Origin of the sequence: Larsenimonas salina, assembly GCF_023736155.1 — a bacterium.
Classification (GTDB): domain Bacteria; phylum Pseudomonadota; class Gammaproteobacteria; order Pseudomonadales; family Halomonadaceae; genus Larsenimonas; species Larsenimonas salina.
This window is the reverse complement of the sequence record NZ_JAMLJJ010000004.1, coordinates 62,985-89,222: the sequence shown is the minus strand read 5'-3', so window position 1 is coordinate 89,222 and position 26,238 is coordinate 62,985. Positions and strand designations below refer to the sequence as shown.

Below are 26,238 nucleotides of genomic sequence, written 5' to 3'. Positions count from 1 at the left end.
GCACGCGTACCGCATGTCATACCGACGCCGGGCCTTGTGCCCGGCGTTTTCATAGGCGGCTCTCTCTCGCCTTCACGATCAAGGAGATTCAAGGCCGTGGATCACCCGGATTCCACCTGGCGCCCGAGCGCCGACATCGAAACCCTGCGCGCGCGCGCGCGACACCTGGCATCGGTGCGGGCGTTTTTTAAGGCGCGAGGCGTGCTTGAAGTCGAAACACCGGTACTGGGCCATGGCGGCAGTACCGATCCGCACTTGGCATCCTTGTCGCTTAAGGCCACCACGCCCGCAGGCCAAGAGCAGCTCTGGCTCCAGACCTCGCCTGAAGGACATATGAAGCGGCTTTTGGCGGCAGGAAGCGGGCCGATCTTTCAACTGGCGCGCGTATTTCGAGACGGCGAGGTCGGTCGCAGGCACAACCTCGAGTTCACCATGCTCGAATGGTATCGCCCGGGCATGACGTTCGATGCGCTGATCGGGGAAACCTGTGATCTGATCGAGCACGTGCTTCAGTCGGAGCTGCCCCGGTGCCGACATGCCTATCGCGCATTGTTTCAGCGCCATGTCGGACTCGACCCGCTGACGGCGACGCTTGACGCGCTTCAAGATCGAGTTGCCCCGCATCTCGGGGAATCCTGCCCCGACTGGTCGCGCGACAGTTGCCTGGATCTTTTGATGAGCTTCGAGGTGGAGCCACATTTGGGTCAGGGCGTCATCGATATCGTGACCGAGTACCCGGCAAGCCAGGCCGCGCTTGCGAAATGCCATAGTGACCCCGATGGCTGTCAGGTCGCTTCCCGCTTCGAGGTGTATGTCCGGGGCATCGAACTTGCCAACGGCTACGACGAGCTGATCGATGCGTGTGAGCAGCGTCAGCGGTTCGAGGCCGATCAGCGTGAGCGGCGCGCGCTTGGCGCGCCATCGGTCGAGGCCGATCACCACCTTGTGGCTGCCCTCGAACACGGCCTGCCCCCGGCCTGCGGCGTGGCGCTCGGGCTGGATCGACTGATCATGCTGGCCGAGGGCCGAGCGTGTGTCAGTGACGTGATGGCGTTCGATACCCCACGTTGCTGAGGGTGGTCTACTCTGTTTTTGAGTGTATTAGAAAGGTGTTGTTTCGAAACGACACCAAAGTCATTAAACTTTAGTTCAATATAAGAGGTGGCCAGGCTCTCGATGCCCCAAAAGGTGTGTTGAGAGGTTCAAGAGGCGCCCGACCGTAGACAGACAGCAAAAATGAGCCCGAAACGGGCCGTCTTTTTTCGATCATCGAGCCATGCTCGGTGACGGATCACTCAAGAGATATACGTTCATGACTTCCAAACATGCCGGAACGTCGTCGGGTCAGATGACCCGACGCCAGCTTCTGGGGTACAGCCTGGCGGGCGCAGCCGGTGCGGCTGCGCTTGTGTCACCGCTTGGCGCCCTGGCTGCGTCCAACACCCCCGTCCAACTCGGCACCTTCATGACCGTGTCGCAGGCGGTATGCGAAAAGAGCGCATTGAACCCCGCCGTCGGACGGGCTTTGATGACCGCGCTTTCCCGAACCGATGACGGCTTCGCCGAGCACCTGAATGCACTTTCCAAGGCGCTCGAGCACAACGGTCTCGACGCGCTGGCCGGTAATGCGGATTCTGCCGTCGCACAGACGGCCAAGCGCATCCTGAGCGCGTGGTATACCGGCATTGTCGGTGAAGGGGAGCACGCCCGTGTCGTGACTTACCGCCATGCACTTCAGTTCCAGGCCGTCGATGACGTATTGGTTATCCGCACGTACTGCCCCAACGAGCCGGGCTTTTGGGCCGAAAAACCAGACACGGAGAATGTGTAATCATGGCAACAACGCATAGCGCCGACGTCGTTATCGTCGGCTCCGGCGTCGCCGGCGGTCTGGTCGCGCATCAGCTGGCCCTTGCCGGTAAATCGGTTCTGGTATTGGAAGCCGGCCCGCGCTATCCCCGTGGCGACATCGTCGAGCGCTTTCGAAACCAGACTGACAAGATGGATTTCATGAAGCCGTATCCATCGACCGAGTACGCCCCACATCCTGAATTCTCGCCCGATAACGGTTATCTGATTCAAAAGGGCGAACACGCCTATGACGCGCAGTACATCCGCGCCGTCGGCGGTACGACCTGGCACTGGGCGGCGTCGTCCTGGCGATTTCTGCCAAGCGATTTCCGGCTGAAGTCCCAGTACGGTGTTGGCCGTGACTGGCCAATCGGCTATGACGATCTGGAGCACTACTACCAGCGCGCCGAGGAAGAGCTGGGCGTGTGGGGGCCGGGCGATGAAGAGCTCGGCTCGCCCAGAAGCCAGCCCTATCCGATGTCGCCGCTGCCGATCTCCTACAACGAGCGCACCATCAAGACCCGGCTCAATGCCAACGGGTTTTACATGGTGACCGAGCCGGTCGCGCGTAACAGCCGCCCCTACGATGGCCGCCCGACCTGCTGCGGCAATAACAACTGCATGCCGATCTGCCCGATCGGCGCGATGTACAACGGCATCTTTCACGTCGAAAAGGCCGAAGAGGCCGGCGCCCGGGTGATCGACAAGGCCGTGGTCTACAAGATCGAACGCGGCGAAAACGACAGGATCGCGGCGGTACATTACAAGACACCCACCGGCGAGTCGGTGCGGGTCGAGGGCAAGGCGTTCGTGCTGGCGGCCAATGGGATCGAGACGCCGAAGCTGATGCTGATGTCGGACGTCGGCAACAGTTCAAATCAGGTCGGGCGCAACCTGATGGACCACCCCGGTACCGGCGTCAGCTTCTTTGCCGATCAACCGCTGTGGCCGGGCCGCGGCGCGCAGGAGATGACCTCGATCATCGGCTGGCGCGACGGCGAGTTTCGCTCCGACTACGCCGGCAAGAAGTTGCATTTGTCGAACCTGTCGCGCACTGACGTAATGGCCCAGAAGATTCTGAGCGAAGACCGCCTGATCTTTGGCAAGGCGCTCGACGCCGAGATTCGGGATCGCGCCTCGCGCTATGTGCAGTTCGACAGCTTCCACGAGCTGTTGCCGCATCCGGAAAACTTCATCAAGCCAAGCGCCACCGAAACCGACGCGCTCGGCATTCCGAAACCGGAATTTCACTACGCCATCGACGACTACGTGCGTCGAAGCGCGGTGCATACCCAGGAAAAATATTCCGAAATCGCAAGGCTCATGGGCGGCACTCAGGTCGAGTTCCACAACGACTTCGCCAACAACCAGCACATCTGCGGCACGGTGCTGATGGGCGATGATCCCAAGGACAGCGTGGTGGATGGTCAGTGTCGAACGCATGATCACGACAACCTGTTCATCGCAAGCTCCGGCACCATGCCGACCGTCGGCACGGTCAACTGCACGCTGACGATCGCGGCGCTGTCGCTTCGTATTGCCGATACGCTGAAAGGGGAAGTCTGATGCGCATTTCTTACGCACTCGGCGCTGCGCTTGCGCTCGGCACGCTTTCAAGCCCGGCCGCCTTTGCCGCTGATACATCAGGCCACAAGGCGTCCGAGCCGATGAGCCGGGGCGCCTATATCGCCCGCACCGCGGACTGCACGGCCTGTCATACGACCAATGACGACTCACCGTTTGCCGGCGGGCTTGCGATGCCGACCCCGATGGGCGACATCTACTCGACCAACATCACTCCGGACACCAAGACCGGCATCGGCAACTACTCGCTCGAGGATTTCACGCGGGTGCTGCGCGAAGGCGTCAACAAGCAGGGCGATCACCTGTATCCGGCGATGCCCTACACCGCCTACACCAAGATGACGGACGCCGACATCAAGGCGCTCTATGACTACTTCATGAACGAGGTGACGCCGGTCGAGCAGGCCAACAAGGAAAGCGATATTCCCTGGCCGCTCAGCATGCGCTGGCCGCTGGCGGCCTGGAACTGGATGTTCATGGACAAGGGTGCCTACGAGCCGCAGGCCGACAAGAGCGACGCCTGGAACCGCGGCGCCTATCTGGTTCAGGGCGCGACGCACTGCAGCACCTGTCACACCCCGCGTGGCCTTGCGATGCAGGAAAAGGCTTCGAGTGAGCAGGAAGAAGGCTTCCTTGCCGGCGCTGATCTTGGCGGCTGGCACGCGTTCAACATCACCAATGACCCGATCGACGGGCTCGGCAACTGGAGCGATGCCGAGATCGTTCAGTACCTGAAAACCGGGGCGGTTCAGGACAAGGCGCAGGCCGCCGGGCCGATGGGTGAAGCCGTGGAGCACAGCTTCCGTTTCATGAGCGACAGCGACCTTCAGGCGATTGCGACGTACCTTCGAAGCGTGCCCGCGGTCAACGAGGGTGTTTCCGAAGAGACCTCTCGCTTTACCCAGGGTGAGCCGACGCCGGTCGACGTGCAGGTTCGCGGGCTGGACCTCGACATCGCCAGGAAGCAGGCGCCGGGCGCCTCGCTTTACATGGGCAACTGCGCGACCTGCCACGGGGCTGACGGGTCAGGCTCGCCGGATGGCTACTACCCGTCGCTCTATCACAACAGCGTGGTTGGGACGACCAAGCTCGATAACCTGACTCAGGTCATCCTGAACGGCGTGCACCGTGAGAACAATCACGGCGAGCTGTTGATGCCGGCGTTCAAGACGCAGCTGTCGGATGAGGAAGTGGCTACCCTGGTCAACTTCGTGACCGACACCTTCGGTAACCCTGACGCCGAAATCACGGCCGATGAGGTCAAGGACATTCGCGACAGCGGTGAGTGAGTCTTGAGCCTTTCGAAGTCGAAAAAGCCCCGCACTGCGGGGCTTTTTTGTAGGCAGTGACGCAGGCTTTGAGCGTCAGGCCGGATCGACCGTCGCGAGCGACTGGCCCATGCGTACGGTGTCGCCTGAATCGACGTCCGGGTGAAAGCGCACGCCCTCTGGCAGACACATCACCACGGACGAGCCCAGTTTGAAGCGGCCCAGTTCCTCGCCGGTCTCAAGCGTTATTTCCTGGTCGAAGCGGCAGTCCTGCGGGGTCTTGGCGCCGGGCGTGACCTGGCCGGACCAGACGGTCTCGATGCCGGCCACGATCATTGCACCGATCAACACCACGGCCATCGGGCCGAACTCGGTTTCGAAGTGGCAGACCAGGCGTTCATTACGGGCGAAAAGCCCCGGCACTTCCCGCGCAGTCGCCTGGTTGACCGAGAAGATGCGCCCCGGCACATAGCGGGTGCTGACCAATCGGCCTGATACCGGCATATGGACGCGGTGATAATCGCGCGGTGAGAGGTAGATCGTTGCGAACTGACCGTCCTGATAGGCGGCGGCCTCGTTCTTGTTGCCCCCGAGCAGAGAACGCACGCTGTAGGTGTGTCCCTTGGCCTGAATCAGATGCCCATCCTCGATCGCGCCGCACTGGGACAGCAGACCATCGGCCGGTGAGACGACGCCTGCGCCAACCGGGCGGGCGCCCTCGACCAGCGGCCGGGTGAAGAACTCGTTGAAGGTGCGGTAGTCATCCGGTGTCTTGTGGACAGCATCGTTCATGTCGACGTCGAACGTCTTGATGAACTGAGTGATCATGGCGTTCTTGAGCCATGGGGTCGGGCAATCGGCCAGGTGGCCGGCCAGCCGGGAAATGAGGTGGTGAGGCAGCGGATACTGCAGCCAGGCAAAGAGCTGATCGCGATTCACAATAAAAGGTCCCACAAGAAAAGGGGATGCATTATCGCATCCCGGAGTGCATCGGTGTCACGCGTCGTGCGTTTTTTCGATGGGCGTGTCGTCGCGGTTGCCCCACTCGGCCCAGGAGCCTGGGTAGGCGCTGATGTGTGTGAACCCGAGCGCCCGACCGACCAGCCAGGTAAACCCGCTTCGGTGGTGGCTCTGGCAGTGAGTGACCACCGGGGTCTCTGGATCAAGGCCCTTGGCGCCGAGCAGGGTGATGAGTTCGGCGTAGTCGCGAAGACGGTAGTGGCGCTCAGGGTCCATGGCGTCGGTCCACTCCAGGTTGATCGCCCCAGGAATGTGGCCGAGGTGGCGGTTCTTGCCCTTGAGGCCGTCGTACTCATCCGGTGAGCGTGCATCCCAGACCGCAAGCGGGCCGTTATCGAGCTCGGCCTTGATGGCATCGACGTCCATCATGACCTCGGGATGCTTGAATTCGGCCGTGTAGTCGCTTGGCTTCGGCGTGTGTGGGGCGGTATCCATGGCAAGGCCTGCCGCGCGCCAGGCATGAATGCCGCCGTTCAAATAGGAATAGCGGGTGTGGCCCATCAGCTCGAGCGTCCACAGCAGGCGTCCGGCCCAGCCGCCGCCTTCGTCGTCATAGGCGATGACGTGCGTGTCGCGGGTCAGGCCCAGCGAGGAAAACAGGTTCGTAAGCGCCTCAGGCTCCGGGACATCGTTCGGCGTCTTGCCTGAATCGGCACCGGCAAACAACCGGGTGTGGTCCAGAAAAATGGCGCCCGGCACATGGCCCTGCGCGTAGCTTTCCGCCTTGGCAGGCACATCGATGATCAAAAGCGAGGGGGCGCTCAAGGCGTCGTTGAGAGTGTCCGGCTCAACGATCAGTGGCAGCAGGTTGTCTTCGGTGCTCATGGGCGATCCCTTTCGGTGGAAGTCATGGCCCAAGGCTAGCCAATAAGCGGGCACAGGGACAACTGCCCGTGCCGATAAGGCGCTGGGTCGGTATACTGCCGGCTGCTTTTTTCCATCGTTGGAGAACCACGTGCTAGACCGACTATTTACAATAAGAGCGCAGGGCAGCTCACCGAAACAGGAAATCCTGGCAGGCGTTGCGACCTTCCTCGCCGCCATGTACATCATTGTGGTCAATCCCTCGATCCTGAGTGACGCAGGCATCCCCTTCAGCAGTGCACTGACCGCGACCGTGATCATCAGTTTCTTCGGAAGCCTGATGATGGGGCTTTATGCGCGAAACCCTATCCTGGTGGCCCCGGGCATGGGCATCAATGCGCTTTTTACCTATACCATGGTACTCGGCGCCGGCATCCCCTGGCAGACCGCCCTTGGGTGCGTGTTCTGGGCCGGGGTGATTTTTGCGGTACTGGCGGTATTCAATGTGCGCCGTTACGTGATCGATGCCATTCCCGCCCAGCTCAGGTACGCCATCGCCTGCGGTATTGGCCTGTTCATTACTACCATCGGTTTGGTCAACGCGCAGTTTCTGGTCACAAGCCCGGCAACCGTTGTGTCCATGGCGCCGATGAGCGCACCGATCGTGACCTTTTTGATCGGCATGGCGGTGACTGCGCTTCTGGTCGCACGCGGCGTGCAGGGCGCGCTGATCATCGGCATCATCTTCACTACGCTGATTGCCTGGCCGATCGGGCGCTGGTGGGGCGATGGGAGCGCGTATCTCGGTGCCTCGACCCTTGTGAACTACAACGGCATCTTTGCCTGGCCCGATTTCAGCGGCCTGCTCAAGGTGGACATCCTGGGGGCGCTCGATGTGGCCTACCTGCCGTTCACCTTTGTGATCTTGTTCACGATCTTCTTCGATGCGCTGTCGACGTTCATGGGGGTGTGTCAGGCCGGGAAACTCCTGGATAAAAACGGCGAGCCGCGCAACATTCGCCAATCGATGGTGATCGATGCCATTTCCGCACTGATTTCGGCGCCGCTTGGCACCAGCCCGGCCAACGCCTACGTCGAATCCGCTGCCGGCATCAGTCAGGGTGGCCGTACGGGGCTGGTGGCCGTAGTGGCAGCCATGCTTTTCCTGCCGTTTCTGTTTCTGTCGCCGCTGTTGTCGTTGGTTCCGGCAATCGCAACGGCGCCGGCGCTGATCATGGTCGGCGTGTTCATGCTCGACCCGATCCGCATGATCAACTGGTATGAGATGGACGACGCCATTCCGGCCTTCATCGCGATGATCCTGATCCCGCTGACGTATTCGATCACGCACGGCGTGGTGTTCGGCTTCTTGAGCTTCGTGATCGTCAAGGTCGGCGTTGGCAAGGCGCGCGAGGTGAAACCCACCATGTGGGTATTGTTTGCGCTGTCGATTCTGATGCTGATGGAGGGCTAGGCTTCACGAGGGTGTGTGATGCCTGCAAAAACGCGGCGCCTTGGTGCCGCGTTTTTTATGCCTGTCTGATCGAACTCTCAGTACATAGAACTCTCAGTACGCGGGGCCGTCGAGGCTTGCCTTGATCTGTTTGTAGCTTGCAAAGCGCTCGGGGTGAATGTCGCCGCGTTCGACGGCGGCCTTCAGCGCGCAGCCGGGCTCTTCCTCGTGATGGCAGTCGCGAAACTTGCACTGGCTTGCGAAAGGGCGAAACTCGATGAAGCCGTCGGTGATGTCCTGCGCGCTCAAGTGCGTCAGCCCGAACTCGCGAATGCCGGGCGAATCGATCAGCTCGCCGCCGCTTCGAAAGCGGTAGAGCCGGGCGGTGGTGGTGGTGTGCTTGCCCTTGCGGGTATCTTCCGACAGCGCCCCGATCCGTAAAAGCTCATCGGGCAGCAGCGCGTCGATCAATGACGACTTGCCAACGCCTGATTGGCCGACGAACACGGTGGTCAACCCATCAAGGGTCTCGGTCAGGGCGTCGAGTCCGTGCTCGCGCTTGACCGAGGCGGGCAGAATCTCGTAGCCAAGCGCTTCATAGCGGGTGAGCCAGCGCATCAGCTCGCCGCCATCGTCGGGCAGCAGGTCAGTCTTGTTGAGCACCAGCACCGGTTGAATGCCGGTGGCCTCGCAGGCGACCAGGTAACGGTCGATCAGGTTGGGGTACGGTTCGGGTTCGGCGGCGAAGACGATCAAGATGCGATCGACGTTGGCTGCCACTGGCTTGAGCTGGCCGCGGGCATCGGGGCGCTCGAGAGTGGAGGTGCGCTCGAGCCGCGCCTCGATCACGCCGTTGTCCTCGATGCCGGGGCGAAAGATCACCCGGTCACCGGTCACAAGCTGAGCGATGTTGGCGCGCTGATGGCACTGGTGCAGGGCGTGGCCGTCATCGGCGACTTCGAGCGTACGGCCGAAGTGAGCGATGATGCGGCCTTCGCGCTCGGGGCCGAGCCGGCCGGCCTCATCTTCCGCGCTTGCCTTTTCGTCCTTGCGGGCGGCCCGTTTGGCCTTTTCGGCCTGAATCTTGTCGATGCGCCACTGCTGCTGGCGGCTCAGTTTTCGTCGACTCATGCGTCCTTCGCTGGTCTGATTACGCGCTTGATTGTACGCTTTACGCCATCGAGATGACATCGCAATTCATCAAGCGCTCAAGGCCAAATGGTTGCCTTGAGTGCGTAACCGTTGCCCGGAGTACCCATGAGCACCCCCGCTAAAGACCGCCTGATCTGGATCGATCTGGAAATGACCGGGCTGGATCCGGCCGAAGACCGGATCATCGAGATCGCGACCATCGTGACCGACAGTGACCTCAATGTAGTGGCCGAAGGCCCGGTACTGGCCGTGCATCAAAGCGATACGCAGCTTAATAAGATGGACGACTGGAACCAGAAGACCCATGGCGACAGCGGCTTGATCGAGCGCGTTCGGAAAAGTGATATCTCGACCGCCGACGCCGAGCGCCTGACCCTCGAGTTTCTGGCCGAACACGTCAAGGAGGGCGCCTCGCCAATGTGTGGCAATAGCGTGCATCAGGACCGGCGCTTCATGCAGTACGAGATGCCGACGCTCGAGCGTTTCTTCCACTACCGCAACATTGATGTCTCCACGCTCAAGGAGCTGGCGCGGCGCTGGAAACCGGGCATCGTCGACGGGTTTCAGAAAAAGGGCACCCATCAGGCGTTGGACGACATTCGCGAGTCGATCGAGGAAATGGCGTATTACCGAACGCACTTTCTCGATGTATGAGGGTCAGTGTGTAGGTTGAGGCGCGGCCTTGATCTAATTGATCGTTGCCTGGGCCGTGGCCATCGGCAGGCGTGCGATGGTGGGCGGCTCAGGCGCCTGGTGTTGCTCGAGCGCCCAAGCCACGTGCTCTCGCACCAGTGCGGATGGGTAGGCGCGCCGGGCCCTTAGCGCGCTGAGTACGGCGCTGGACGTCGGGGCGTTGCCAAGGCCCACCGCAAGATTGCGCAGCCAGCGCGCATAGCCGATGCGTCGAATCGGGCTTCCGGCCGTGTTTTCAAGAAACTCCGCCTCGCTCCAGTTGAAGAGCGTGACCAGATCGGCGCGGTCGAGGGCGTGGCGCGGAGAGAAATCCGGTTCCGCGCTTCGTTTGGTAAAGCGTGTGAACGGGCAGACTAGCTGGCAGTCATCGCAGCCAAATACCCGATTGCCCATCGGTTTTCGAAATTCGTGCGGAATGGCGCCATGCAGCTCGATGGTTAGATATGAAATGCAGCGCCTGGCGTCGATGATCTTGTCATCGACGATGGCGCCGGTCGGGCAGGCGATCTTGCACTGGTTGCAGGAGCCACAGTGCTCGCGCTCGAACGGCTCATCCACCGGCAGCGGCAGGTCGGTATACAGCTCGCCAAGAAAGAACAGCGAGCCGGACTTGGGGTTGATGATCATGGCGTTCTTGCCGAACCAGCCGTGGCCGGCGCGTTGGGCAAGTGCGCGCTCCATCACCGGGGCAGAATCCACGAACGCACGATACCCGAAGGGGCCGATTGCGCGTTGAATGCGCTTGGCCAGTTGGTCCAGGCGCTTTCGAATCAGTTTGTGGTAATCGCGCCCGAGGGCGTAGCGTGACACATAGGCTTTTTCGGGCTGACCGAGCAGTTTGGCGCTTTCGACCTCCGGCGGCAGGTAATCCATGCGGACGCTGATCACACGCAGGGTCTCCGGCACCAGCTCTGCCGGCCGAGTGCGTTTTGTGCCATGCTTTTGCATGTAGTCCATTTCGCCGTGATGGCCGGCCTTGAGCCACGCCTCGAGATAGGCCTCGTGCTGGCCCAGATCGACACCGGTAATGCCACAGGCACTGAAGCCCAGCTCGCGTGCAAGCTCTTTGATGTGCCTTGAAAGGGCGGTGGGGTCGAGCGACGACGTGTCTGCCATGAGGATGGGGTGCGATCGGTAGGTGTATGCAACCACACAGTGTAACGCGTTGCCGGTCGGCCTTCGACCGGGACGAGCAAGGCAAGGAGCAAAGGCAGTTCATGGAACGTGCAATTCGTCTTTATAGCGCTGAACAGTCACGCGCGCTGGACCGAAAGGCTATGGAACATGGCCCGAGTGGGTTCGATCTGATGCAGCGCGCCGGGCACGCGGCGTTCAACCTGATCCGAAAGCGCTGGCCCGAGGCCGGGTCGCTGTCGATTCTGTGCGGGAGCGGCAACAACGGCGGCGACGGCTTTGTGGTGGCGGCGCTTGCTCGGCAGTCCGGGCTTCGAGTGCAGTGCGTTGCGCTCAAGCCCGAGTCAACGCTTTCGGGGGAGGCGCTCGAGGCCTGGCAGCTGGCGAGTGCCGCAGGTGTCGTCATGACGCCGTGGTCACCGGATGTGGCGCTCGATGGCGCCCTGATCGTCGATGCGCTATTGGGCACCGGTATTGCAGGCACCCTGCGTACGCCGTTCGATGCGGCTATCGAGCGCATCAACGGCGCCGGTGTGCCGGTGTTGTCACTTGATGTGCCTTCCGGCGTCAATGCCGATACCGGGCAGGTGGTCGATGTCGCGGTCGTGGCGTCGCTGACCGTGACGTTCATCGGGCGAAAGCTCGGCCTTTATACGGGCGACGCGGTTGATCACGTCGGTGAATGCGTATTTGCAGGCCTCGAGGTTGGCCAGTACCTGAGCGGCATCGACTATCAGGCAACGCTTTTAAGCCGGGATCGCTTGAGTCAGCGCCTGACGGCGCGCAAGCCTAGCACCCACAAAGGGCAATGTGGTCACGCGCTCGTGATCGGCGGTCAGCCGGGCTACGGTGGCGCATCGATCATGGTGGCCGAAGCGGCTGCTCGTCTCGGGGCAGGGCTTGTAAGTCTTGCCACCGATGAGGTGCATGTGGCGCCGGCGTTGACCCGCCGCCCGGAATTGATGGTACGTCCGACCCGCAATGCCCATGACATCCATGATCTGCTCGAGGCCTGTGATGTCATCGCGATCGGCCCGGGTCTTGGGCGAGGCGCCTGGGGCGAGGGCCTGATGGCGGCGGCGCTCGCCTCGAATCGGCCCACCGTGATCGATGCCGATGGCCTTCATGTCATGCAGGCGCTTAACCTAGCGCCAACCGCGCCGCATGTATTGACGCCGCATCCGGGTGAGGCGGCGGCGCTGCTTGGATGGTCGACGGCTGATATTCAGGCCGATCGGCTGGCAGCCGTTCGGGCGCTCAAGGCCCGCTTTGGTAGCACCGTGCTGCTGAAAGGGGCCGGCACGCTGATTGCTGGAACCTGCCCGACGACCGGCGACGAGGCGGTCTATCTCAATGCCTTTGGCAACCCCGGCATGGCGACCGGGGGTATGGGGGACACCCTGACCGGTTTCATCACCGCGCTTTTGGCGCAGGGGTTGTCACCGCTGGAGGCGACGCTCAATGGGTCGCTTCTGCATGCACTGGCCGCCGATGAGGCCGCCCGTGACGACGGCGAGCGTGGTGTGCTGGCGACCGATCTGGCATTCTACGCTCGTCGACTGGCCAATCCGCAATAAGACGCCTGATCATGACTATTTTACTCAACGATGAAGCCGCCCAGGTCGCGTTCGGCCGCTGGCTGGGACAGACACTGGCCGGTCGTGGCCTGGTCTTTCTGGAGGGCGAACTTGGCGCCGGCAAGACCACGATGACCCGAGGCATTCTGTCAGCCTATGGCCACGACGGTGCGGTAAAGAGCCCCACTTATACGCTGATGGAGCCCTATGAGCTCGATTCGGCGCGTATCTATCATTTCGATCTTTACCGATTGGGTGATCCAGAAGAGCTCGAGTTTCTCGGTGCGCGGGACGTGCTCGGCGATGGCGAGTGCCTGAAACTTGTCGAATGGCCAAGTCGGGGTGAAGGCTGGCTTGCTTCGCCCGATATTACCGTAACCCTTGATGTCATGGACGAGGGGCGACGCGCTACGCTTTCTGCGTCGTCCGACTACGGGCGTGATGTACTCGAGGCGCTTTCCAAGCCACGTTAGGATTTTTATGCGAGTAGGTGCGTTACGTTCGATTCGAGCCCTGTGTGTCATTGTTGGTATCGCGCTGGCGCAGTCTGCCTTTGCCGCCACGCTAACCTCGCTTGATGTGAAGCATGCCGGCGGCACGACGGCGCTCGAGTTCGATCTTGCCGGCAAGCCCGATACCAATGTGTTCGCGCTGGATAATCCCGCTCGGCTGGTGGCCGACTTCTCGGACACGCGCAAGGTCGGTGCGATCGAGGCGGCGGCCTCGAAGAGTGCGCTGATCAAGGCCGTGCGCTCGGGGCCGCGCAATCAAAATGATCTCCGGGTCGTAATCGATCTATCTCACGTGGTGACGTTCGAGGTGGCGCCGATCCGCAAGATTGGAAGCGACGGTTACCGACTGGAGGTCGTGCTCGAGGGTGGCGGCAGTGATGAAGGCGACCCGATCGAGGCGATCATTCGAAGTCGTGAAAACGCCGCAACCGAGGCGCTGGCCAAACGGTCGTCGTCAGCCACCACACCCAGAGCTTCCTCGTCTACTCGCCAACCGGCGGTTACCCACCCGCGCCGCGATATCGTGGTCGTCGTGGATGCCGGTCATGGTGGCAAGGACCCCGGCGCGGTCGGCCCGCATGGCGTGTATGAAAAGACCGTGGTACTGCAGATGGCCAAGCGGCTGGCGGCTAAATTCAACGCCGCCCCCGGATTCAAGGCGTACCTGACCCGTGACCGTGACGTATTCATTCCATTGCGGGGCCGCACCCGTATCGCCCGGGATCGGCACGCCGATTTCTTCGTGTCACTGCACGCCGACGCCGCGCGGTCGAGTTCGGCGCGAGGCAGTTCGGTGTTTGCGCTGTCTCAGCACGGCGCTACGTCGGAATCCGCGCGCTGGCTTGCAAAAAGTGAAAACAACTCTGACCTGATCGGTGGGGTCGGTGGCGATCTTAGTCTGGATGACAAGGATGAAATGCTGCGCGGGGTGCTGCTTGATTTGAGCATGACCGCCACCATCAATGATTCGCTGGCCGCAGGCACCGATGTGTTCCGTCAGATCGAGCGGGTCAATCGGATTCGTCACGGTCGGGTCGAGCAGGCCGGATTTGTCGTGCTCAAATCCCCCGATATCCCCTCGCTTCTGGTCGAGACGGGCTTTATCACCAATCCGAGCGAAGAGCGGCTTCTGCAGCAGGCGAGCCACCAGCAACAGCTGATGAACGCGGTCTACGCCGGCATTCGGGCGCATTTTGAGCGACAGCCCCCGCCGGACAGCTTGTTGGCCTGGCAACGTGATCAGGCGCGCGGCGGTGCCCGGGACGAGTACCGCGTCAGCGCCGGCGATACGCTGTCGTCGATTGCCGGCCGATTCAACGTATCGATTCTCGCCCTCAAGCAGGCGAACCGGCTGAGTTCGGATGTGCTGCGGGTCGGTCAGATTTTGAACATTCCCTGAGGGTTTATGAGTACAGCTACCCAGCAACACCAGCGCCGCATCCAGGTGCTGCCGCCGCGACTGGCCAACCAGATCGCGGCCGGCGAGGTGGTGGAGCGGCCGGCGTCGGTGCTCAAGGAGCTGGTCGAAAACGCCATCGATGCCGGGGCAACCCGTATCGATATCGAGATCGAGGCCGGCGGCGCCAAGCTTCTTAGAGTGCGTGACAATGGCTGCGGCATTGGTCCCGAGAATTTGCCGCTGGCGCTGTCGCGCCACGCCACCAGCAAGATCGAGTCGCTTGATGATCTGGAAGGTGTGGCAAGCCTTGGCTTTCGTGGCGAGGCGTTGGCGGCGATCAGTTCGGTCTCGCGTCTGGAACTCTTCTCCAACACCCACACCGACACCAGTCAGGCGTGGCGCGTCGTGGCCGAAGGCCGCGAGATGACCTCAAGCGTAACTCCGGCCCCACATCCGCGTGGGTCGAGCGTCACGGTGCGTGATCTGTTTTTCAATACGCCTGCCCGGCGCAAGTTTCTACGTACCGAAAAGACCGAGTTCAATCACATCGAGGAAGTCTTTCGGCGTCTGACCCTATCGCGGTTCGACATTGGCTGGACGCTTTCGCACAACCAGAAACCGGTGCATCAACTGCCCGCCTGTGACAGCGATCTGGCCGGCGAGCAGCGTATTGGCAAGCTGCTCGGGCGCGAGTTCTTGAAAAATGCGCTGAGTGTCGATATAGAGGCCACCGGCCTTCGCCTGCGTGGCTGGGTGGGGTTGCCCACGCATACTCGGGCTCAGGCGGATCAGCAGTATTTCTTCGTCAACGGGCGCATCGTGCGTGACAAGCTGGTGGCGCACGCGGTGCGTCAGGCGTACCGCGATGTACTGTTTCACGGGCGTCACCCGGTGTTTGTGCTGTATCTGGAGCTCGACCCGGCGGTCGTTGACGTCAATGTGCATCCGACCAAGCACGAAGTTCGCTTTCGAGACGGTCGGCTCGTCCATGACTTTCTTTTTTCGAGCCTGCATCGCTCGCTTGCCGAGGTGCGCCCGAACCAGTCGCCGTCACCGGAAACGCCGGCTGAGGCTAAGGCGCCTCCCGAGCAAGACGTGTCGCCGCCGGCGTCTTCGGCTACCTCGGGCGAAGGGCATCAGCAGTCGATGGCGCTTCGTGAAGCGCCGCCCGAACGGCCCTTCGGTGAGCGCAAGGTGCGTGAGTTCATGGCGGGCTACCGGGCGTTGCATCCGGATCACGAGGACCGATTGCTGACGCCCCAGACACCCCAGACACCCCAGACACCCCAGATAGCTCAGCCCTCCCGGATATCTCAGGCATCAGAGCCACCGGCAATGCCGCGTTCAACGGGCATTCCAGGCAATCTGGAATCTGAAATCAGTCCGGGCAATACCAATGAAGCCGATGACGCGTCGGACAGCACGCCCGACGTGCCTCCGATGGGGTATGCCGTTGCGCAGCTGCACGGGGTCTACATCCTGTCGCAGACGGCGCGAGGCATGGTGGTGGTGGACATGCACGCCGCGCATGAGCGCATCACCTACGAGCGGATGAAAACCCAGTGGCTTGCCGGCGAGCTTCAGGCGCAGCCGCTGCTGGTGCCGGTCTCGATCGCGGTGAGTGAGGCGCAGGTCGAGGTGGCCGAAACCTTTGTCGACACGTTCGCCCGACTCGGTGTCGTGCTCGACGCCGGTGGGCCGGAAACGCTTCTGGTGCGTCAGACGCCGGCGCTGCTTGGCAAGGCCGACCCGGAGCCGCTGGTGCGCGATATGCTGGCCGAACTTGACCGCTACGGGCGTTCCGACCGTCTGGAGGCGCATCTAAACGAGATTCTCTCCACCATGGCCTGTCATGGCAGCGTTCGTGCCAACCGCCGCTTGACTGTGCCTGAAATGAACGCACTGTTGCGCGATATGGAACGTACCGAGCGCAGCGGTCAATGTAATCACGGGCGACCGACCTGGACCGAGCTTACGATGAGTCAGCTCGACAAGCTTTTTTTGAGGGGGCAGTGATGCGTGCGCCCTCCGGCAAACCCTATGTGCCGTTCATCATGGGGCCGACGGCGGCCGGCAAGACCGATCTGGCGATCGCGCTGCATGAGCGGCTCGGTTTCGAGCTGATCAGCGTTGATTCGGCCATGGTCTATCGGGGTATGGATATCGGCTCAGCCAAGCCCACGGCCGATGAGCTGGCGCGTGCACCGCATCGGTTGATTGATATTCGCGACCCGTCTGAGCCTTACAGTGCGGCCGAGTTTCGAGACGACGCGCTCGGTTTGATCGATACCCTGTGGCAACGCGGACAAACGCCGTTATTGATAGGCGGTACCATGCTGTATTTCAAGGTGCTGGTCGATGGGGCTGCCAGCATGCCGGGGGCTGATGCGGCGGTGCGAGAGCAGTTGCAGCGCGATATCGAGCAGCGCGGTCTGAGTGCGCTTCACGAGGAGCTGGCCCGCGTCGATCCGGTTGCCGCCGAGCGTATTCATCCCAACGACCCGCAGCGGCTGACACGGGCGCTTGAGGTGTATCGCCTGACCGGGAGGAGCCTGACCGCGCACTGGACGGAGCAGGAATCGGTGGCGCTTCCGTTCGAGCCGCTGCCGATCGTGGTCTGTCCCGGTAGCCGGGCGCTTTTGCATGAGCGCATCGCAATGCGTTTCGATCAGATGCTTGAACTTGGCATTATCGAGGAAGTCGAAGCACTGAAAGCGCGCCCTGAGATTCATGCGGATCTGCCGGCCATGAAAAGCGTGGGATACCGTCAGGTCTGGGAATATCTGGACGGCCGATTCGATCGGTCTACGCTAAGGGAGCGGGGCGTTGTCGCTACGCGTCAGCTGGCCAAACGTCAGTTGACGTGGCTCAGACGTTGGCAGCACGCTCACTGGATCGATCCTCAGGCTGAAGATGTTGTCGAGTCAGCCTTGAAAATCGTGCGTGGTGCCGGCACTTAGCGTACTATGAGTGGTCACGCTCATCATGTGATGCTGTCACTTCAACGTGAATCGCTTTGCGCGCGAGTCGACACGATTACTACCAAAACACATAAAATCTAATTACTACTGGGAGAGCAACATGTCCAAAGGACAATCCCTTCAAGACCCGTACCTGAATGTTTTGCGCAAAGAGCGTATCCCGGTTTCGATCTTTCTGGTCAACGGCATCAAGCTTCAAGGCCAGATCGAGTCTTTTGACCAGTTCGTTATCCTGCTGCGCAATACGGTCAGCCAGATGGTGTACAAGCACGCCATCTCGACAGTTGTTCCATCCCGTAACGTTCGCCTGCCGGCGCAGGAAACTCCCCTGCAGCCCGGGCAGGAAAGCTGATTTAGAGAGGCGCTTACTTGTTCTTTGAACGTCCTGGTTCAGGTGAAACAGCCGTACTGGTTCATATCGATTTTCAGGCGGCAGAACAGTTCGAGGATGCCGGCGAATTCATGGAGCTGGTGCGGTCGGCGGGAGCGACTCCCGCCGCACTTGTCAATGGCACTCGTCGACACCCCGACCCCAAAACCTTTCTTGGTACCGGCAAGCTCGATGAGCTTCGAGATACCATCGCCGCCCATGAGGCGGAACTCGTTCTATTCAATCACGCGCTATCCCCGTCTCAGGAACGAAACCTCGAGCGCGAGCTTAAATGCCGCGTACTCGACCGGACCGGCCTGATTCTGGATATTTTCGCGCAACGTGCGCGAACGCATGAGGGCAAGCTTCAGGTGGAGCTCGCTCAGCTCGAGTACATGTCCACTCGCCTTGTCAGAGGCTGGACCCACCTTGAGCGCCAGAAGGGCGGTATCGGCCTTCGTGGTCCGGGTGAAACCCAGCTCGAAACCGACAGACGATTGCTTCGAGGGCGAATCAAGGCGATCAACAAGCGCCTCGACAAGGTTCGAAAGCAGCGCGAGCAAAATCGACGAGCGCGTGAGCGCGGTGAAATTCCGTCGATTTCACTGGTCGGCTATACCAACGCGGGCAAGTCGACGCTGTTCAATACCGTCACGAACTCCGAGGTGTATGCGGCCGACCAGCTCTTTGCAACGCTCGACCCGACGCTCAGGCGGCTCGAAGTCGCTGACGTGGGGCCTGTGGTCATGGCCGATACGGTCGGGTTCATTCGTCACCTCCCGCACAAGCTGATCGAAGCCTTCAAGGCAACGCTTGAAGAGGCGGCTCAGGCGGATCTTTTGATCCACGTTGTGGATGCGGCCGATCCGGAACGTGAGGCCAATATCGAAGAAGTCAACAAGGTTCTGACCGAAATAGGGGCCAATGATGTGCCTCAACTTCAGGTTATGAACAAGATTGATCTGTTAGGCTCGTCACCACGCATTGAGCACGACGGTTACCATGAGCCACAGTCAGTTTGGCTGTCGGCGCGCGACAATCAAGGCCTGGATCTGCTTCTGGAAGCGTTATCCTCGCGCCTTGGGGTCGATATCGTCGATGTTTCGGTTTCTTTGACGCCGAAACAGGGGTGGTTGCGGGCTCAATTGCATGACATCAACGCCGTGCGCGAGGAAGCGTTCGACGAGCAGGGAAATGCCCAATTGGCCATACGCCTTCCTAAACGGGACCTCTTGCAGCTGCTGTCGAGAGCTGGCGAAGACCCCGAGGACTACCTGCCTCAATCGTATTTCGAAGACGCATTCTGAGGACGATTCGTCCGGTAACTTGTTTAGTGGAGACTGACTATGGCTTGGAATGAGCCAGGTGGCGGCAAGAATAATTCAAACGACCCCTGGGGTGGCGGCGGCCGTAACAACGATAACGGTGATCGCCGACCGAACAACAACGGGAACAATGGAAATGGCGGCCCGCCGGATCTGGATGAGGCGCTGAAGGACTTGCAGAGCAAGCTTGGTGGCCTGTTCGGCAAGAAAAACGGCGGCGGCAACAATAATGGCAATGGCCAGCAGGGCGGTAATGGGGGCGATCACAAGCGCAATGCGTTCGCGCTGCCGGCACTGGTGGTGGTTGTGTTGTCCGGCGTCTGGTTTGCCTCCGGATTCTATCTGGTCGACCAGTCGGAGCGAGGCGTTGTGCTCCGATTCGGCGAGTATACAGAGACCGTCGGTCCAGGCCTTCACTGGAATGCGCCGTTCGTTGACGAAGTGCGCGAGGTCAATGTGACCAAGGTGCGCTCGCTGACGCAGACGGCCTCGATGCTCACGCAGGACGAGAACATCGTTAAGGTGAAGATGTCCGTTCAGTATGTGGTCTCCAATCCGCGCGATTATGTGCTAAACGTTCGTGCACCGGAAATGAGTCTTGAGAACGCGACCGATTCGGCCCTTCGTTACGTGGCCGGTCAGACCGAGATGAACGACATCCTGACCTCCGGGCGTGAGCTTCTGGCGTCGAACGTTACCACGCGGCTTCAGTCCTACCTTGACGCCTACGGCGTTGGGCTTCAGCTCAAGGCCGTCAACGTCGAGAGCACGTCCGCGCCGGATCAGGTTCAAGACGCCTTCGACGACGTTATTCGCGCTCGTGAAGACCGCGAACGGTCGATCAACGAAGCACGCGGTTACGCCAACTCGGTGCTGCCGCAGGCCCGTGGTGAGGCGTATCGAATGGAGCGTGAGGCTGACATCTATAGCCGCAACGCCACGGCCCAGGCTCAGGGTGAAGCCAACCGCTTCCTGAGCCTCAACGAGGCGTATGAAAAAGCGCCCGACATCACACGTGAGCGTCTCTACCTCGACACCATGAGCGATATCTTCAGTCATACCAACAAGGCGCTGATCAACGTCAGTGGCGGCAACGCCATGATGTATCTGCCGCTCGACAAGCTGGGGCAGAACGCCGGTGGTGCCAATGCGTCCGGCTCGATGAATGGCTCCGGCAATGCATCCGCGCTGAAGTCGATTGCCAACGACGTCGTCAACTCGTCTTCAAACCGAAATTCCACGCTTCGGGAGGGCCGCTAAATGCTTAACAACCGCGCCCTGGTGATCATCGCGGTGCTGGCCGTCGCGGCTTGGATCGCCAACAGCAGCATGTACATCGTCAACGAGACGCAGCGCGCCATCAAACTGCGCTTCGGTGAGGTGGTACAGGAAGACATTCAGCCCGGGCTTCACTTCAAGTGGCCACTGCTGAACACGGTACGCACGTTCGATGGTCGAGTGATGTCACTTGACGCCTCGGCCAGTCGCTATTTGACGAAAGACAAGAAAGCGGTGATTGTCGATTCCTACGTCAAGTGGAAGATCGTTGATCCGCAGAACTACTACGAAGCGACCAGTGGCGATGAGCAAATGGCCGAGCGTCTGATTGCGCCGCGCGTGGATGAGCGGCTTCGTAACGAGTTCGGTAAGCTCGAGCTCAGCGACATCGTTGCTGACCGTTCAGTGGCTGCGGCCCAGCAAAAGAAAGAGGCCAAGCCGGAAACGGAAGACGCGGCCAAGGAAGAGACCATGGATAAGCCGACCAACGATCTCGATGCCGCCATGCGCAACGAGCTTGGGGTCGCCATCCTTGATATTCGTGTGAAGCGGATCGATCTGCCGAGTGAAGTATCACAGGCCGTTTACGAGCGAATGCGCAGTGAGCGCCATCGTGAGGCCCAGCGTTACCGCGCTGAGGGGCGTCAGGAGGCTGAGGAAATCAAGGCCAAGGCCGATCAGCAGAGCAAGGCCCTGCTTGCTGATGCGCGTGAGAAGTCCGAGACCATTCGCGGTCAGGGCGATGCTCAGGCGGCAACGATCTACGCCAATGCCTACACGCAAAACGAGGATTTCTTCCGGTTCTACCGCTCGCTCGAGTCCTATCGAGACAGCTTCGGCGAGCAGAGCAACAACATGTTGGTACTGAGCCCGGACAGCAAGTTCTTCCAGTATTTCAACGGCGCCAACGGCGAACAGCCAAGCGCGCCCTGAATGGGCGTTCAAGGGTTCACCTGCCGCTAAAACATGGTAGACTCATAGCGAAACCGGGCTTTCAGCCCGGTTTTTTTGTGCGTTTAAAAGCGCCTTCACGAACAAAGACCCAGTAACAGGGGGAGCCGTTGCCGGCACCGAGGCAACGGTCACGTTTCAAAGCAGGACACAGCATATGACCATCGCCGATCGCTGGCTTCTTCCTGATGGCATGGATGAAGTACTGCCACCTCAAGCCCTGCGCATGGAATCGCTCCGGCGCACGCTGCTCGATACCTATTACCGGTGGGGTTACGACATGGTCGTACCACCGCCGGTCGAGTTTCTTGACTCGCTGTTGACCGGCACGGGCTCCGATCTTGATATACAGACCTTCAAGCTGACCGATCAGCACACCGGCCGCATGATGGGCATCAGTGCCGATGTGACGCCTCAGGTTGCTCGCATGGACGCGCACTCGCTTCACCGCGAGGGTGCGGTTCGCCTTTGCTACTGCGCCCATGTGCTCAGGGCGCAGGCCGATGAGTACCAGGGCGGACGCAGCCCGGTTCAGGTCGGGCTCGAACTCTTCGGGCACTCCGGTATCGATGCCGACGTCGAAATTCTTCAGCTGGTGCTTGAAAGTCTCGACGTTGCGGGTGCGAGTCATATCCACCTCGCCATTGGCCACATCGGCATCTATCGCGCGCTCATGGAAGAAGCCGGTCTTGATGCCCAGGCGCGCGGCCGCATCTTCGAGGCGATCGAACGCAAGGCGCTTGAAGACAGCGACGCTCTGATCGAGGCGCAGGTGGCTGATGCGGCTTTAGCGGCCATGCTGAAGGCGCTGCCAAGGCTGCATGGGGGTGTCGAGATTCTCGATCAGGCGCGCACCATGTTTGCAGGTGCGTCGGCCTCGGTCATGGCGGCGCTTGATTATCTGGTTCAGCTCCAGCAGCGACTCGAAGCGAGTCACGGCGATGTGGCGCTTTATTTCGACCTCGCCGAACTTCGTGGCTATCAGTACCACACCGGTATGGTCTTTGCCGCTCACGTTTCAGGCTATGGTCAGGCGCTTGCCAAGGGCGGGCGCTACGATGGCACGGGGCGTGCGTTCGGCCGGCCACGCCCGGCAACCGGCTGCTCCATGGACCTGAAGCTTCTCGCCTCGCTCAGCGAGCAGCAGCCGCCAGCCGATGGGGTGTGGGCGCCTGCCGAGTACGACGCTGAGCTTCAGGCACGCATCCGCACGCTTCGAAGCGAAGGCGTCCGCGTGGTGCAGGCACTTCCGGGTCAGGACGGCAGCGCACTCGAGGCGCACTATCGCTGCGATCGTGCGTTGGTCAAGCGCGAAGGTCAGTGGGCCGTCGTGCCGATCAGTGAGATGAAGTAAACGCCAAACGTTTTTTTTTTAACCAAGCAAACGGTAGAGATGAACGTCATGGGCAAGAACGTTGTAGTACTCGGCACGCAGTGGGGCGATGAAGGCAAGGGCAAGGTCGTTGACCTGCTCACGGAATCCGCCGCAGCGGTGGTTCGGTTCCAGGGCGGTCACAACGCCGGCCATACGCTGGTCATTGACGGCGAGAAGACCGTACTTCATTTGATTCCGTCCGGCATATTGCGCGATGACGTTACCTGCGTGATCGGTAACGGCGTCGTACTGTCGCCCGAGGCGCTGATCGATGAGATCAAGGAACTCGAGGAAAAGGGCGTGCCGGTTCGCAAGCGTCTGCGTCTGTCGCCGGCCTGCCCGCTGATCCTGCCGTATCACGTGCGGCTTGATCAGGCGCGTGAAAAGGCGCGCGGTGTGGCCAAGATCGGCACCACCGGCCGTGGCATTGGCCCGGCCTATGAAGACAAGGTCGCTCGCCGTGGCCTGCGCCTGGGCGATATCCTTCACCGTGAACGCTTTGCCAGCAAGCTCGGCGAGGTGCTCGATTATCACAACTTCGTGCTTCAGCACTACCACGGCGAAGAGCCTGTCGATTTTCAGCAGGTGCTCGATCACGCCATGGCCATGGCCGAAGAGCTTCGCCCGATGGTGTGCGACACCGTAAGTCTGGTGCACGAGGTTCGAAAGTCCGGCCAGAACATCATGTTCGAGGGCGCGCAGGGCTCACTGCTTGACATCGACCATGGCACCTATCCCTTCGTGACCAGTTCCAACACTACCGCCGGGGGTACTGCCACCGGCTCTGGTGTTGGTCCGCTGTATCTGGATTACGTGCTCGGGATCACCAAGGCCTACACCACACGCGTCGGCTCCGGCCCATTCCCGACCGAGCTGTTCGATGAGTTCGGTCAGCACCTGGCCGAGAAAGGCCATGAGTTCGGTGCCACCACCGGCCGTGCACGCCGCTGCGGGTGGTTCGACGCGGTTGCGCTTCGCCATGCGGTCGCGATCAACTCGGTTTCAGGCATTTGCCTGACCAAGCTCGACGTACTCGACGGGCTTGAAAACATTCGGGTGTGTATCGGTTATCGCACCAAGGATGGCGAGTTGACCGATAATTTGGTCGACTCCGAAGGCTACAGCGCCATCGAGCCGGTATATGAGGATCTTCCGGGCTGGAGCGAGTCGACCCTCGGCATCAAGCGTCTCGAGGAATTGCCTGACAACGCGCGCCAGTACATTCGATATCTGGAAGAGCAGGTTGGCACCCCGATCGATATTATCTCGACCGGGCCGGATCGCAACGAAACGATCGTGCTGCGTAACCCGTTCTCTGAATAAGCCATTCGGCTTCAAAGATGCCCCGCTTGCGGGGCATTTTTTTGTTGTGGCAAAGATGCAAATATAATTGAAACGTATTCTTATTTCGGTTAACGGTCATGAACGTGCGATTAACGTGCGTCTATCGGTCCGATAATGCGTATTCGCCTTCACATCATTTTTAATGGGGACTAGAATGGTCCTCAATGTTGTGAGAGGTACTTCGCATGCTGCGACTTTCCAAAATGAGTGACTACGCCGCGGTGGTGATGGCGCACATTGCGCGCTATCCCGAGCAGGCGCATGCAGCGGCCGAGTTGTCCGAGGCGGTCGGTGTGCCTCGGCCCACGGTCAGCAAGACGCTCAAGATGCTGATGCATGCAGGGTTGTTGCAATCACGGCGGGGTGCTCAGGGCGGGTATCGGTTGACCCGAACGCCCATCGAGATTTCGGTCAGCGAGATCATCGAGGCCATAGAAGGGCCTGTTGCCATGACGGAATGCAGTCAGGCAGAAGGCGAGTGTGGCCTTGCTGCCACCTGTGGCGTGGCCGATAACTGGCAACGCGTCTCCATGGCAATCAGACAGTTTCTGGACAGTGTGACCCTGGCGGATCTGGCGCAGAAAACGCCGATCAAGATGCCTGTCATGCTGCCTATTCAAAGTGTTTCCCTGGCAAGCATCAGCGACGCCTAGGCAACGTAAGACGATGGTCGGGCCGCCGCGTCCGACAGGGAGAGAGAGCACCATGGCTAGCGAAGAAATGGAACAGCTCGTTCGGCGCGAATATACCCAAGGGTTCGTGACCGACATCGAGAGCGACACGGCGCCGCCGGGACTGAACGAAGACACCATTGCCTTTATCTCGAAGAAAAAGGAAGAACCCCAGTGGATGCTCGACTGGCGGCTCGAGGCGTTCGAACAGTGGAAAAAAATGAGCGAGCCGGACTGGTCTCACCTTGACTATCCGCCAATCGACTATCAGGCGATTTCCTACTTCAGTGCGCCCAAAAAGCCTGAAGACCGGCCTCAGAGTCTGGATGAAGTTGATCCGAAACTGCTCGAAACCTACGAAAAGCTCGGTATCCCGCTGCATGAGCGCGCAGCGCTTGCAGGTGTCGCCGTCGATGCGGTGTTCGATTCGGTGTCGGTAACGACCACGTTCAAGGATAAGCTTGCTGAAGCGGGCGTTATCTTTTGTTCGATTTCAGAGGCAATCCGTGAGCATCCGGAGCTGGTCAAACAGTACCTGGGCACTGTTGTTTCGCGCGGCGATAACTTCTTTGCAGCACTCAATTCGGCCGTGTTCACCGATGGCTCGTTCGTCTACGTGCCGGAAGGCGTCGAGTGCCCGATGGAGCTTTCGACCTATTTCCGTATCAACGCCGCCAATACCGGCCAGTTCGAGCGTACGCTGATCATCTGCGACAAGCAGGCCCAGGTGTCTTACCTCGAAGGGTGCACCGCGCCCCAGCGTGATGAAAACCAGCTGCATGCGGCCGTGGTCGAACTCGTGGCCCTAGACGATGCCTACATCAAATACTCCACCGTTCAGAACTGGTATCCCGGCGATGAGGACGGCAAGGGCGGCATCTATAACTTCGTGACCAAACGCGGCGACTGCCGGGGCGATCGTTCAAAGATCAGCTGGACTCAGGTCGAGACAGGTTCTGCAATTACCTGGAAGTACCCGTCATGCCTGCTGCGCGGTGATGACAGCGTCGGTGAGTTCTATTCGGTGGCCGTGACCAACGGACGTCAGCAGGCCGATACCGGCACCAAGATGATCCACATCGGTAAAAACACCAAATCGACCATCGTGTCGAAAGGGATTGCAGCCGGCAGAAGCGATCAGGCCTATCGTGGACTGGTCAAGATTCTGCCGAGAGCCGAGAACGCACGTAACTTCACGCAGTGCGATTCCTTGCTGATTGGCGACCAGTGCGGGGCGCATACCTTCCCGTATCAGGAAATCAGCAACAGTAAATCGATGGTCGAGCACGAGGCGACAACCTCGAAAATTGGTGAAGATCAGCTCTTTTATTGCCAGAGCCGCGGCATCAACGAAGAAGACGCTGTGAACATGATCGTCAATGGCTTCTGCAAGGACGTGTTCCAGGAGTTGCCGATGGAATTCGCCGTCGAGGCCGAAGCACTTCTGAGCGTGACGCTGGAAGGCTCGGTCGGTTAATCGCCGCGTCATCAATTTT

Annotated in this window: 23 protein-coding genes; 19 read left to right on the top strand and 4 right to left on the bottom strand. The window is 60.5% G+C overall.

Annotated elements, in window-relative coordinates:
* Positions 1 to 96 precede the first annotated feature (96 nt).
* The 4 genes from epmA (at position 97) to NAT23_RS09345 (ending at position 4,724) form a co-directional block, all read left to right on the top strand.
* On the top strand, positions 97 to 1,074 hold the full coding sequence (gene epmA, locus NAT23_RS09360) for an EF-P lysine aminoacylase EpmA (RefSeq protein ID WP_251927728.1): 978 nt from the start codon (positions 97 to 99) through the stop codon (positions 1,072 to 1,074).
* 238 nt (positions 1,075 to 1,312) lie between these two features.
* Positions 1,313 to 1,831, top strand: a complete 519-nt coding sequence (locus tag NAT23_RS09355; protein ID WP_251927726.1) for a sorbitol dehydrogenase family protein — start codon at positions 1,313 to 1,315, stop codon at positions 1,829 to 1,831.
* A 2-nt stretch (positions 1,832 to 1,833) separates the two neighbouring features.
* Positions 1,834 to 3,417 carry a GMC family oxidoreductase gene (locus NAT23_RS09350; RefSeq protein ID WP_251927723.1) on the top strand — a complete coding sequence of 528 codons (1,584 nt, stop codon included), beginning with the start codon at positions 1,834 to 1,836 and terminating at the stop codon, positions 3,415 to 3,417.
* On the top strand, positions 3,417 to 4,724 hold the full coding sequence (locus tag NAT23_RS09345) for a cytochrome c (RefSeq protein ID WP_251927721.1): 1,308 nt from the start codon (positions 3,417 to 3,419) through the stop codon (positions 4,722 to 4,724). Before NAT23_RS09350 ends, NAT23_RS09345 begins: the two co-directional genes overlap by 1 nt.
* A gap of 75 nt (positions 4,725 to 4,799) precedes the next feature.
* Here the strand turns inward: NAT23_RS09345 and asd are convergent, their stop codons facing one another.
* Together asd and NAT23_RS09335 are read right to left on the bottom strand one after the other, a co-directional pair.
* Positions 4,800 to 5,642, bottom strand: a complete 843-nt coding sequence (gene asd, locus NAT23_RS09340) for an archaetidylserine decarboxylase (protein WP_251927718.1) — start codon at positions 5,640 to 5,642, stop codon at positions 4,800 to 4,802.
* A gap of 57 nt (positions 5,643 to 5,699) precedes the next feature.
* Complete coding sequence (locus NAT23_RS09335) at positions 5,700 to 6,548, bottom strand: sulfurtransferase (protein WP_251927716.1); 849 nt, start codon at positions 6,546 to 6,548, stop codon at positions 5,700 to 5,702.
* Between the two features lie 130 nt (positions 6,549 to 6,678).
* Here NAT23_RS09335 and NAT23_RS09330 point away from each other — a divergent pair, with 130 nt between their 5' ends.
* The gene (locus NAT23_RS09330; protein WP_251927714.1) at positions 6,679 to 8,001 is read left to right on the top strand and encodes an NCS2 family permease; all 1,323 of its coding nucleotides are present in this window, start codon (positions 6,679 to 6,681) and stop codon (positions 7,999 to 8,001) included.
* Between the two features lie 93 nt (positions 8,002 to 8,094).
* Here NAT23_RS09330 and rsgA read toward each other — a convergent pair whose 3' ends face one another.
* Complete coding sequence (gene rsgA, locus NAT23_RS09325) at positions 8,095 to 9,111, bottom strand: small ribosomal subunit biogenesis GTPase RsgA (RefSeq protein ID WP_251927710.1); 1,017 nt, start codon at positions 9,109 to 9,111, stop codon at positions 8,095 to 8,097.
* Between the two features lie 126 nt (positions 9,112 to 9,237).
* Here rsgA and orn point away from each other — a divergent pair, with 126 nt between their 5' ends.
* Positions 9,238 to 9,786 (top strand): oligoribonuclease, encoded by a 549-nt coding sequence (orn, locus tag NAT23_RS09320; RefSeq protein ID WP_251927708.1) that lies wholly within the window; start codon positions 9,238 to 9,240, stop codon positions 9,784 to 9,786.
* Between the two features lie 33 nt (positions 9,787 to 9,819).
* Here orn and queG read toward each other — a convergent pair whose 3' ends face one another.
* Complete coding sequence (queG, locus tag NAT23_RS09315) at positions 9,820 to 10,941, bottom strand: tRNA epoxyqueuosine(34) reductase QueG (RefSeq protein ID WP_251927706.1); 1,122 nt, start codon at positions 10,939 to 10,941, stop codon at positions 9,820 to 9,822.
* Positions 10,942 to 11,042: 101 nt separating this feature from the next.
* Here queG and NAT23_RS09310 point away from each other — a divergent pair, with 101 nt between their 5' ends.
* From NAT23_RS09310 to sufB, 13 genes are all read left to right on the top strand, one after another.
* Positions 11,043 to 12,536: an NAD(P)H-hydrate dehydratase gene (locus NAT23_RS09310; RefSeq protein WP_251927704.1), complete on the top strand. Its 1,494-nt coding sequence runs from the start codon at positions 11,043 to 11,045 to the stop codon at positions 12,534 to 12,536.
* 11 nt (positions 12,537 to 12,547) lie between these two features.
* A complete protein-coding gene (gene tsaE, locus NAT23_RS09305; protein ID WP_251927702.1) occupies positions 12,548 to 13,009 on the top strand; it encodes a tRNA (adenosine(37)-N6)-threonylcarbamoyltransferase complex ATPase subunit type 1 TsaE in 462 nt (153 codons plus the stop codon).
* Between the two features lie 7 nt (positions 13,010 to 13,016).
* Positions 13,017 to 14,447: an N-acetylmuramoyl-L-alanine amidase gene (locus NAT23_RS09300; protein ID WP_251927692.1), complete on the top strand. Its 1,431-nt coding sequence runs from the start codon at positions 13,017 to 13,019 to the stop codon at positions 14,445 to 14,447.
* A gap of 6 nt (positions 14,448 to 14,453) precedes the next feature.
* A complete protein-coding gene (gene mutL / locus NAT23_RS09295; protein ID WP_251927690.1) occupies positions 14,454 to 16,463 on the top strand; it encodes a DNA mismatch repair endonuclease MutL in 2,010 nt (669 codons plus the stop codon).
* A complete protein-coding gene (gene miaA / locus NAT23_RS09290; RefSeq protein ID WP_251927688.1) occupies positions 16,463 to 17,407 on the top strand; it encodes a tRNA (adenosine(37)-N6)-dimethylallyltransferase MiaA in 945 nt (314 codons plus the stop codon). The genes mutL and miaA overlap by 1 nt, the downstream gene beginning before the upstream one ends.
* 121 nt (positions 17,408 to 17,528) lie before the next feature.
* Positions 17,529 to 17,780, top strand: a complete 252-nt coding sequence (hfq, locus tag NAT23_RS09285; RefSeq protein WP_251593788.1) for an RNA chaperone Hfq — start codon at positions 17,529 to 17,531, stop codon at positions 17,778 to 17,780.
* A gap of 17 nt (positions 17,781 to 17,797) precedes the next feature.
* Complete coding sequence (gene hflX, locus NAT23_RS09280) at positions 17,798 to 19,105, top strand: ribosome rescue GTPase HflX (protein WP_251927680.1); 1,308 nt, start codon at positions 17,798 to 17,800, stop codon at positions 19,103 to 19,105.
* A 39-nt stretch (positions 19,106 to 19,144) separates the two neighbouring features.
* Entirely contained in the window at positions 19,145 to 20,383 is a 1,239-nt protein-coding gene (hflK, locus tag NAT23_RS09275) for an FtsH protease activity modulator HflK (protein WP_251927679.1), read from the top strand.
* A complete protein-coding gene (hflC, locus tag NAT23_RS09270) occupies positions 20,384 to 21,334 on the top strand; it encodes a protease modulator HflC (RefSeq protein ID WP_251927678.1) in 951 nt (316 codons plus the stop codon). It begins immediately after the preceding gene.
* A 175-nt stretch (positions 21,335 to 21,509) separates the two neighbouring features.
* Positions 21,510 to 22,706, top strand: coding sequence for an ATP phosphoribosyltransferase regulatory subunit (locus NAT23_RS09265; protein WP_251927677.1), 1,197 nt, complete (start codon positions 21,510 to 21,512; stop codon positions 22,704 to 22,706).
* Positions 22,707 to 22,754: 48 nt separating this feature from the next.
* Positions 22,755 to 24,050 carry an adenylosuccinate synthase gene (locus NAT23_RS09260; RefSeq protein ID WP_251593770.1) on the top strand — a complete coding sequence of 432 codons (1,296 nt, stop codon included), beginning with the start codon at positions 22,755 to 22,757 and terminating at the stop codon, positions 24,048 to 24,050.
* A gap of 206 nt (positions 24,051 to 24,256) precedes the next feature.
* Positions 24,257 to 24,724, top strand: coding sequence for an SUF system Fe-S cluster assembly regulator (locus NAT23_RS09255; RefSeq protein WP_251593769.1), 468 nt, complete (start codon positions 24,257 to 24,259; stop codon positions 24,722 to 24,724).
* Positions 24,725 to 24,776: 52 nt separating this feature from the next.
* Positions 24,777 to 26,219, top strand: coding sequence for a Fe-S cluster assembly protein SufB (sufB, locus tag NAT23_RS09250; protein ID WP_251927676.1), 1,443 nt, complete (start codon positions 24,777 to 24,779; stop codon positions 26,217 to 26,219).
* The last annotated feature ends 19 nt before the right edge of the window (positions 26,220 to 26,238 follow it).

Excerpts from the sequence above, each read along its gene's own strand:
- rsgA (WP_251927710.1), bottom strand. The coding sequence starts at position 9,111 with ATGAGTCGACGAAAACTGAGCCGCCAGCAGCAGTGGCGCATCGACAAG.
- queG (WP_251927706.1), bottom strand. The coding sequence starts at position 10,941 with ATGGCAGACACGTCGTCGCTCGACCCCACCGCCCTTTCAAGGCACATC.
- NAT23_RS09345 (WP_251927721.1), top strand. The coding sequence starts at position 3,417 with ATGCGCATTTCTTACGCACTCGGCGCTGCGCTTGCGCTCGGCACGCTT.
- NAT23_RS09310 (WP_251927704.1), top strand. The coding sequence starts at position 11,043 with ATGGAACGTGCAATTCGTCTTTATAGCGCTGAACAGTCACGCGCGCTG.
- NAT23_RS09260 (WP_251593770.1), top strand. The coding sequence starts at position 22,755 with ATGGGCAAGAACGTTGTAGTACTCGGCACGCAGTGGGGCGATGAAGGC.
- hflC (WP_251927678.1), top strand. The coding sequence starts at position 20,384 with ATGCTTAACAACCGCGCCCTGGTGATCATCGCGGTGCTGGCCGTCGCG.
- tsaE (WP_251927702.1), top strand. The coding sequence starts at position 12,548 with ATGACTATTTTACTCAACGATGAAGCCGCCCAGGTCGCGTTCGGCCGC.
- hflK (WP_251927679.1), top strand. The coding sequence starts at position 19,145 with ATGGCTTGGAATGAGCCAGGTGGCGGCAAGAATAATTCAAACGACCCC.
- sufB (WP_251927676.1), top strand. The coding sequence starts at position 24,777 with ATGGCTAGCGAAGAAATGGAACAGCTCGTTCGGCGCGAATATACCCAA.
- NAT23_RS09355 (WP_251927726.1), top strand. The coding sequence starts at position 1,313 with ATGACTTCCAAACATGCCGGAACGTCGTCGGGTCAGATGACCCGACGC.
- NAT23_RS09335 (WP_251927716.1), bottom strand. The coding sequence starts at position 6,548 with ATGAGCACCGAAGACAACCTGCTGCCACTGATCGTTGAGCCGGACACT.
- NAT23_RS09265 (WP_251927677.1), top strand. The coding sequence starts at position 21,510 with ATGACCATCGCCGATCGCTGGCTTCTTCCTGATGGCATGGATGAAGTA.
- NAT23_RS09255 (WP_251593769.1), top strand. The coding sequence starts at position 24,257 with ATGCTGCGACTTTCCAAAATGAGTGACTACGCCGCGGTGGTGATGGCG.
- mutL (WP_251927690.1), top strand. The coding sequence starts at position 14,454 with ATGAGTACAGCTACCCAGCAACACCAGCGCCGCATCCAGGTGCTGCCG.
- orn (WP_251927708.1), top strand. The coding sequence starts at position 9,238 with ATGAGCACCCCCGCTAAAGACCGCCTGATCTGGATCGATCTGGAAATG.
- miaA (WP_251927688.1), top strand. The coding sequence starts at position 16,463 with ATGCGTGCGCCCTCCGGCAAACCCTATGTGCCGTTCATCATGGGGCCG.
- NAT23_RS09350 (WP_251927723.1), top strand. The coding sequence starts at position 1,834 with ATGGCAACAACGCATAGCGCCGACGTCGTTATCGTCGGCTCCGGCGTC.
- NAT23_RS09300 (WP_251927692.1), top strand. The coding sequence starts at position 13,017 with ATGCGAGTAGGTGCGTTACGTTCGATTCGAGCCCTGTGTGTCATTGTT.
- hfq (WP_251593788.1), top strand. The coding sequence starts at position 17,529 with ATGTCCAAAGGACAATCCCTTCAAGACCCGTACCTGAATGTTTTGCGC.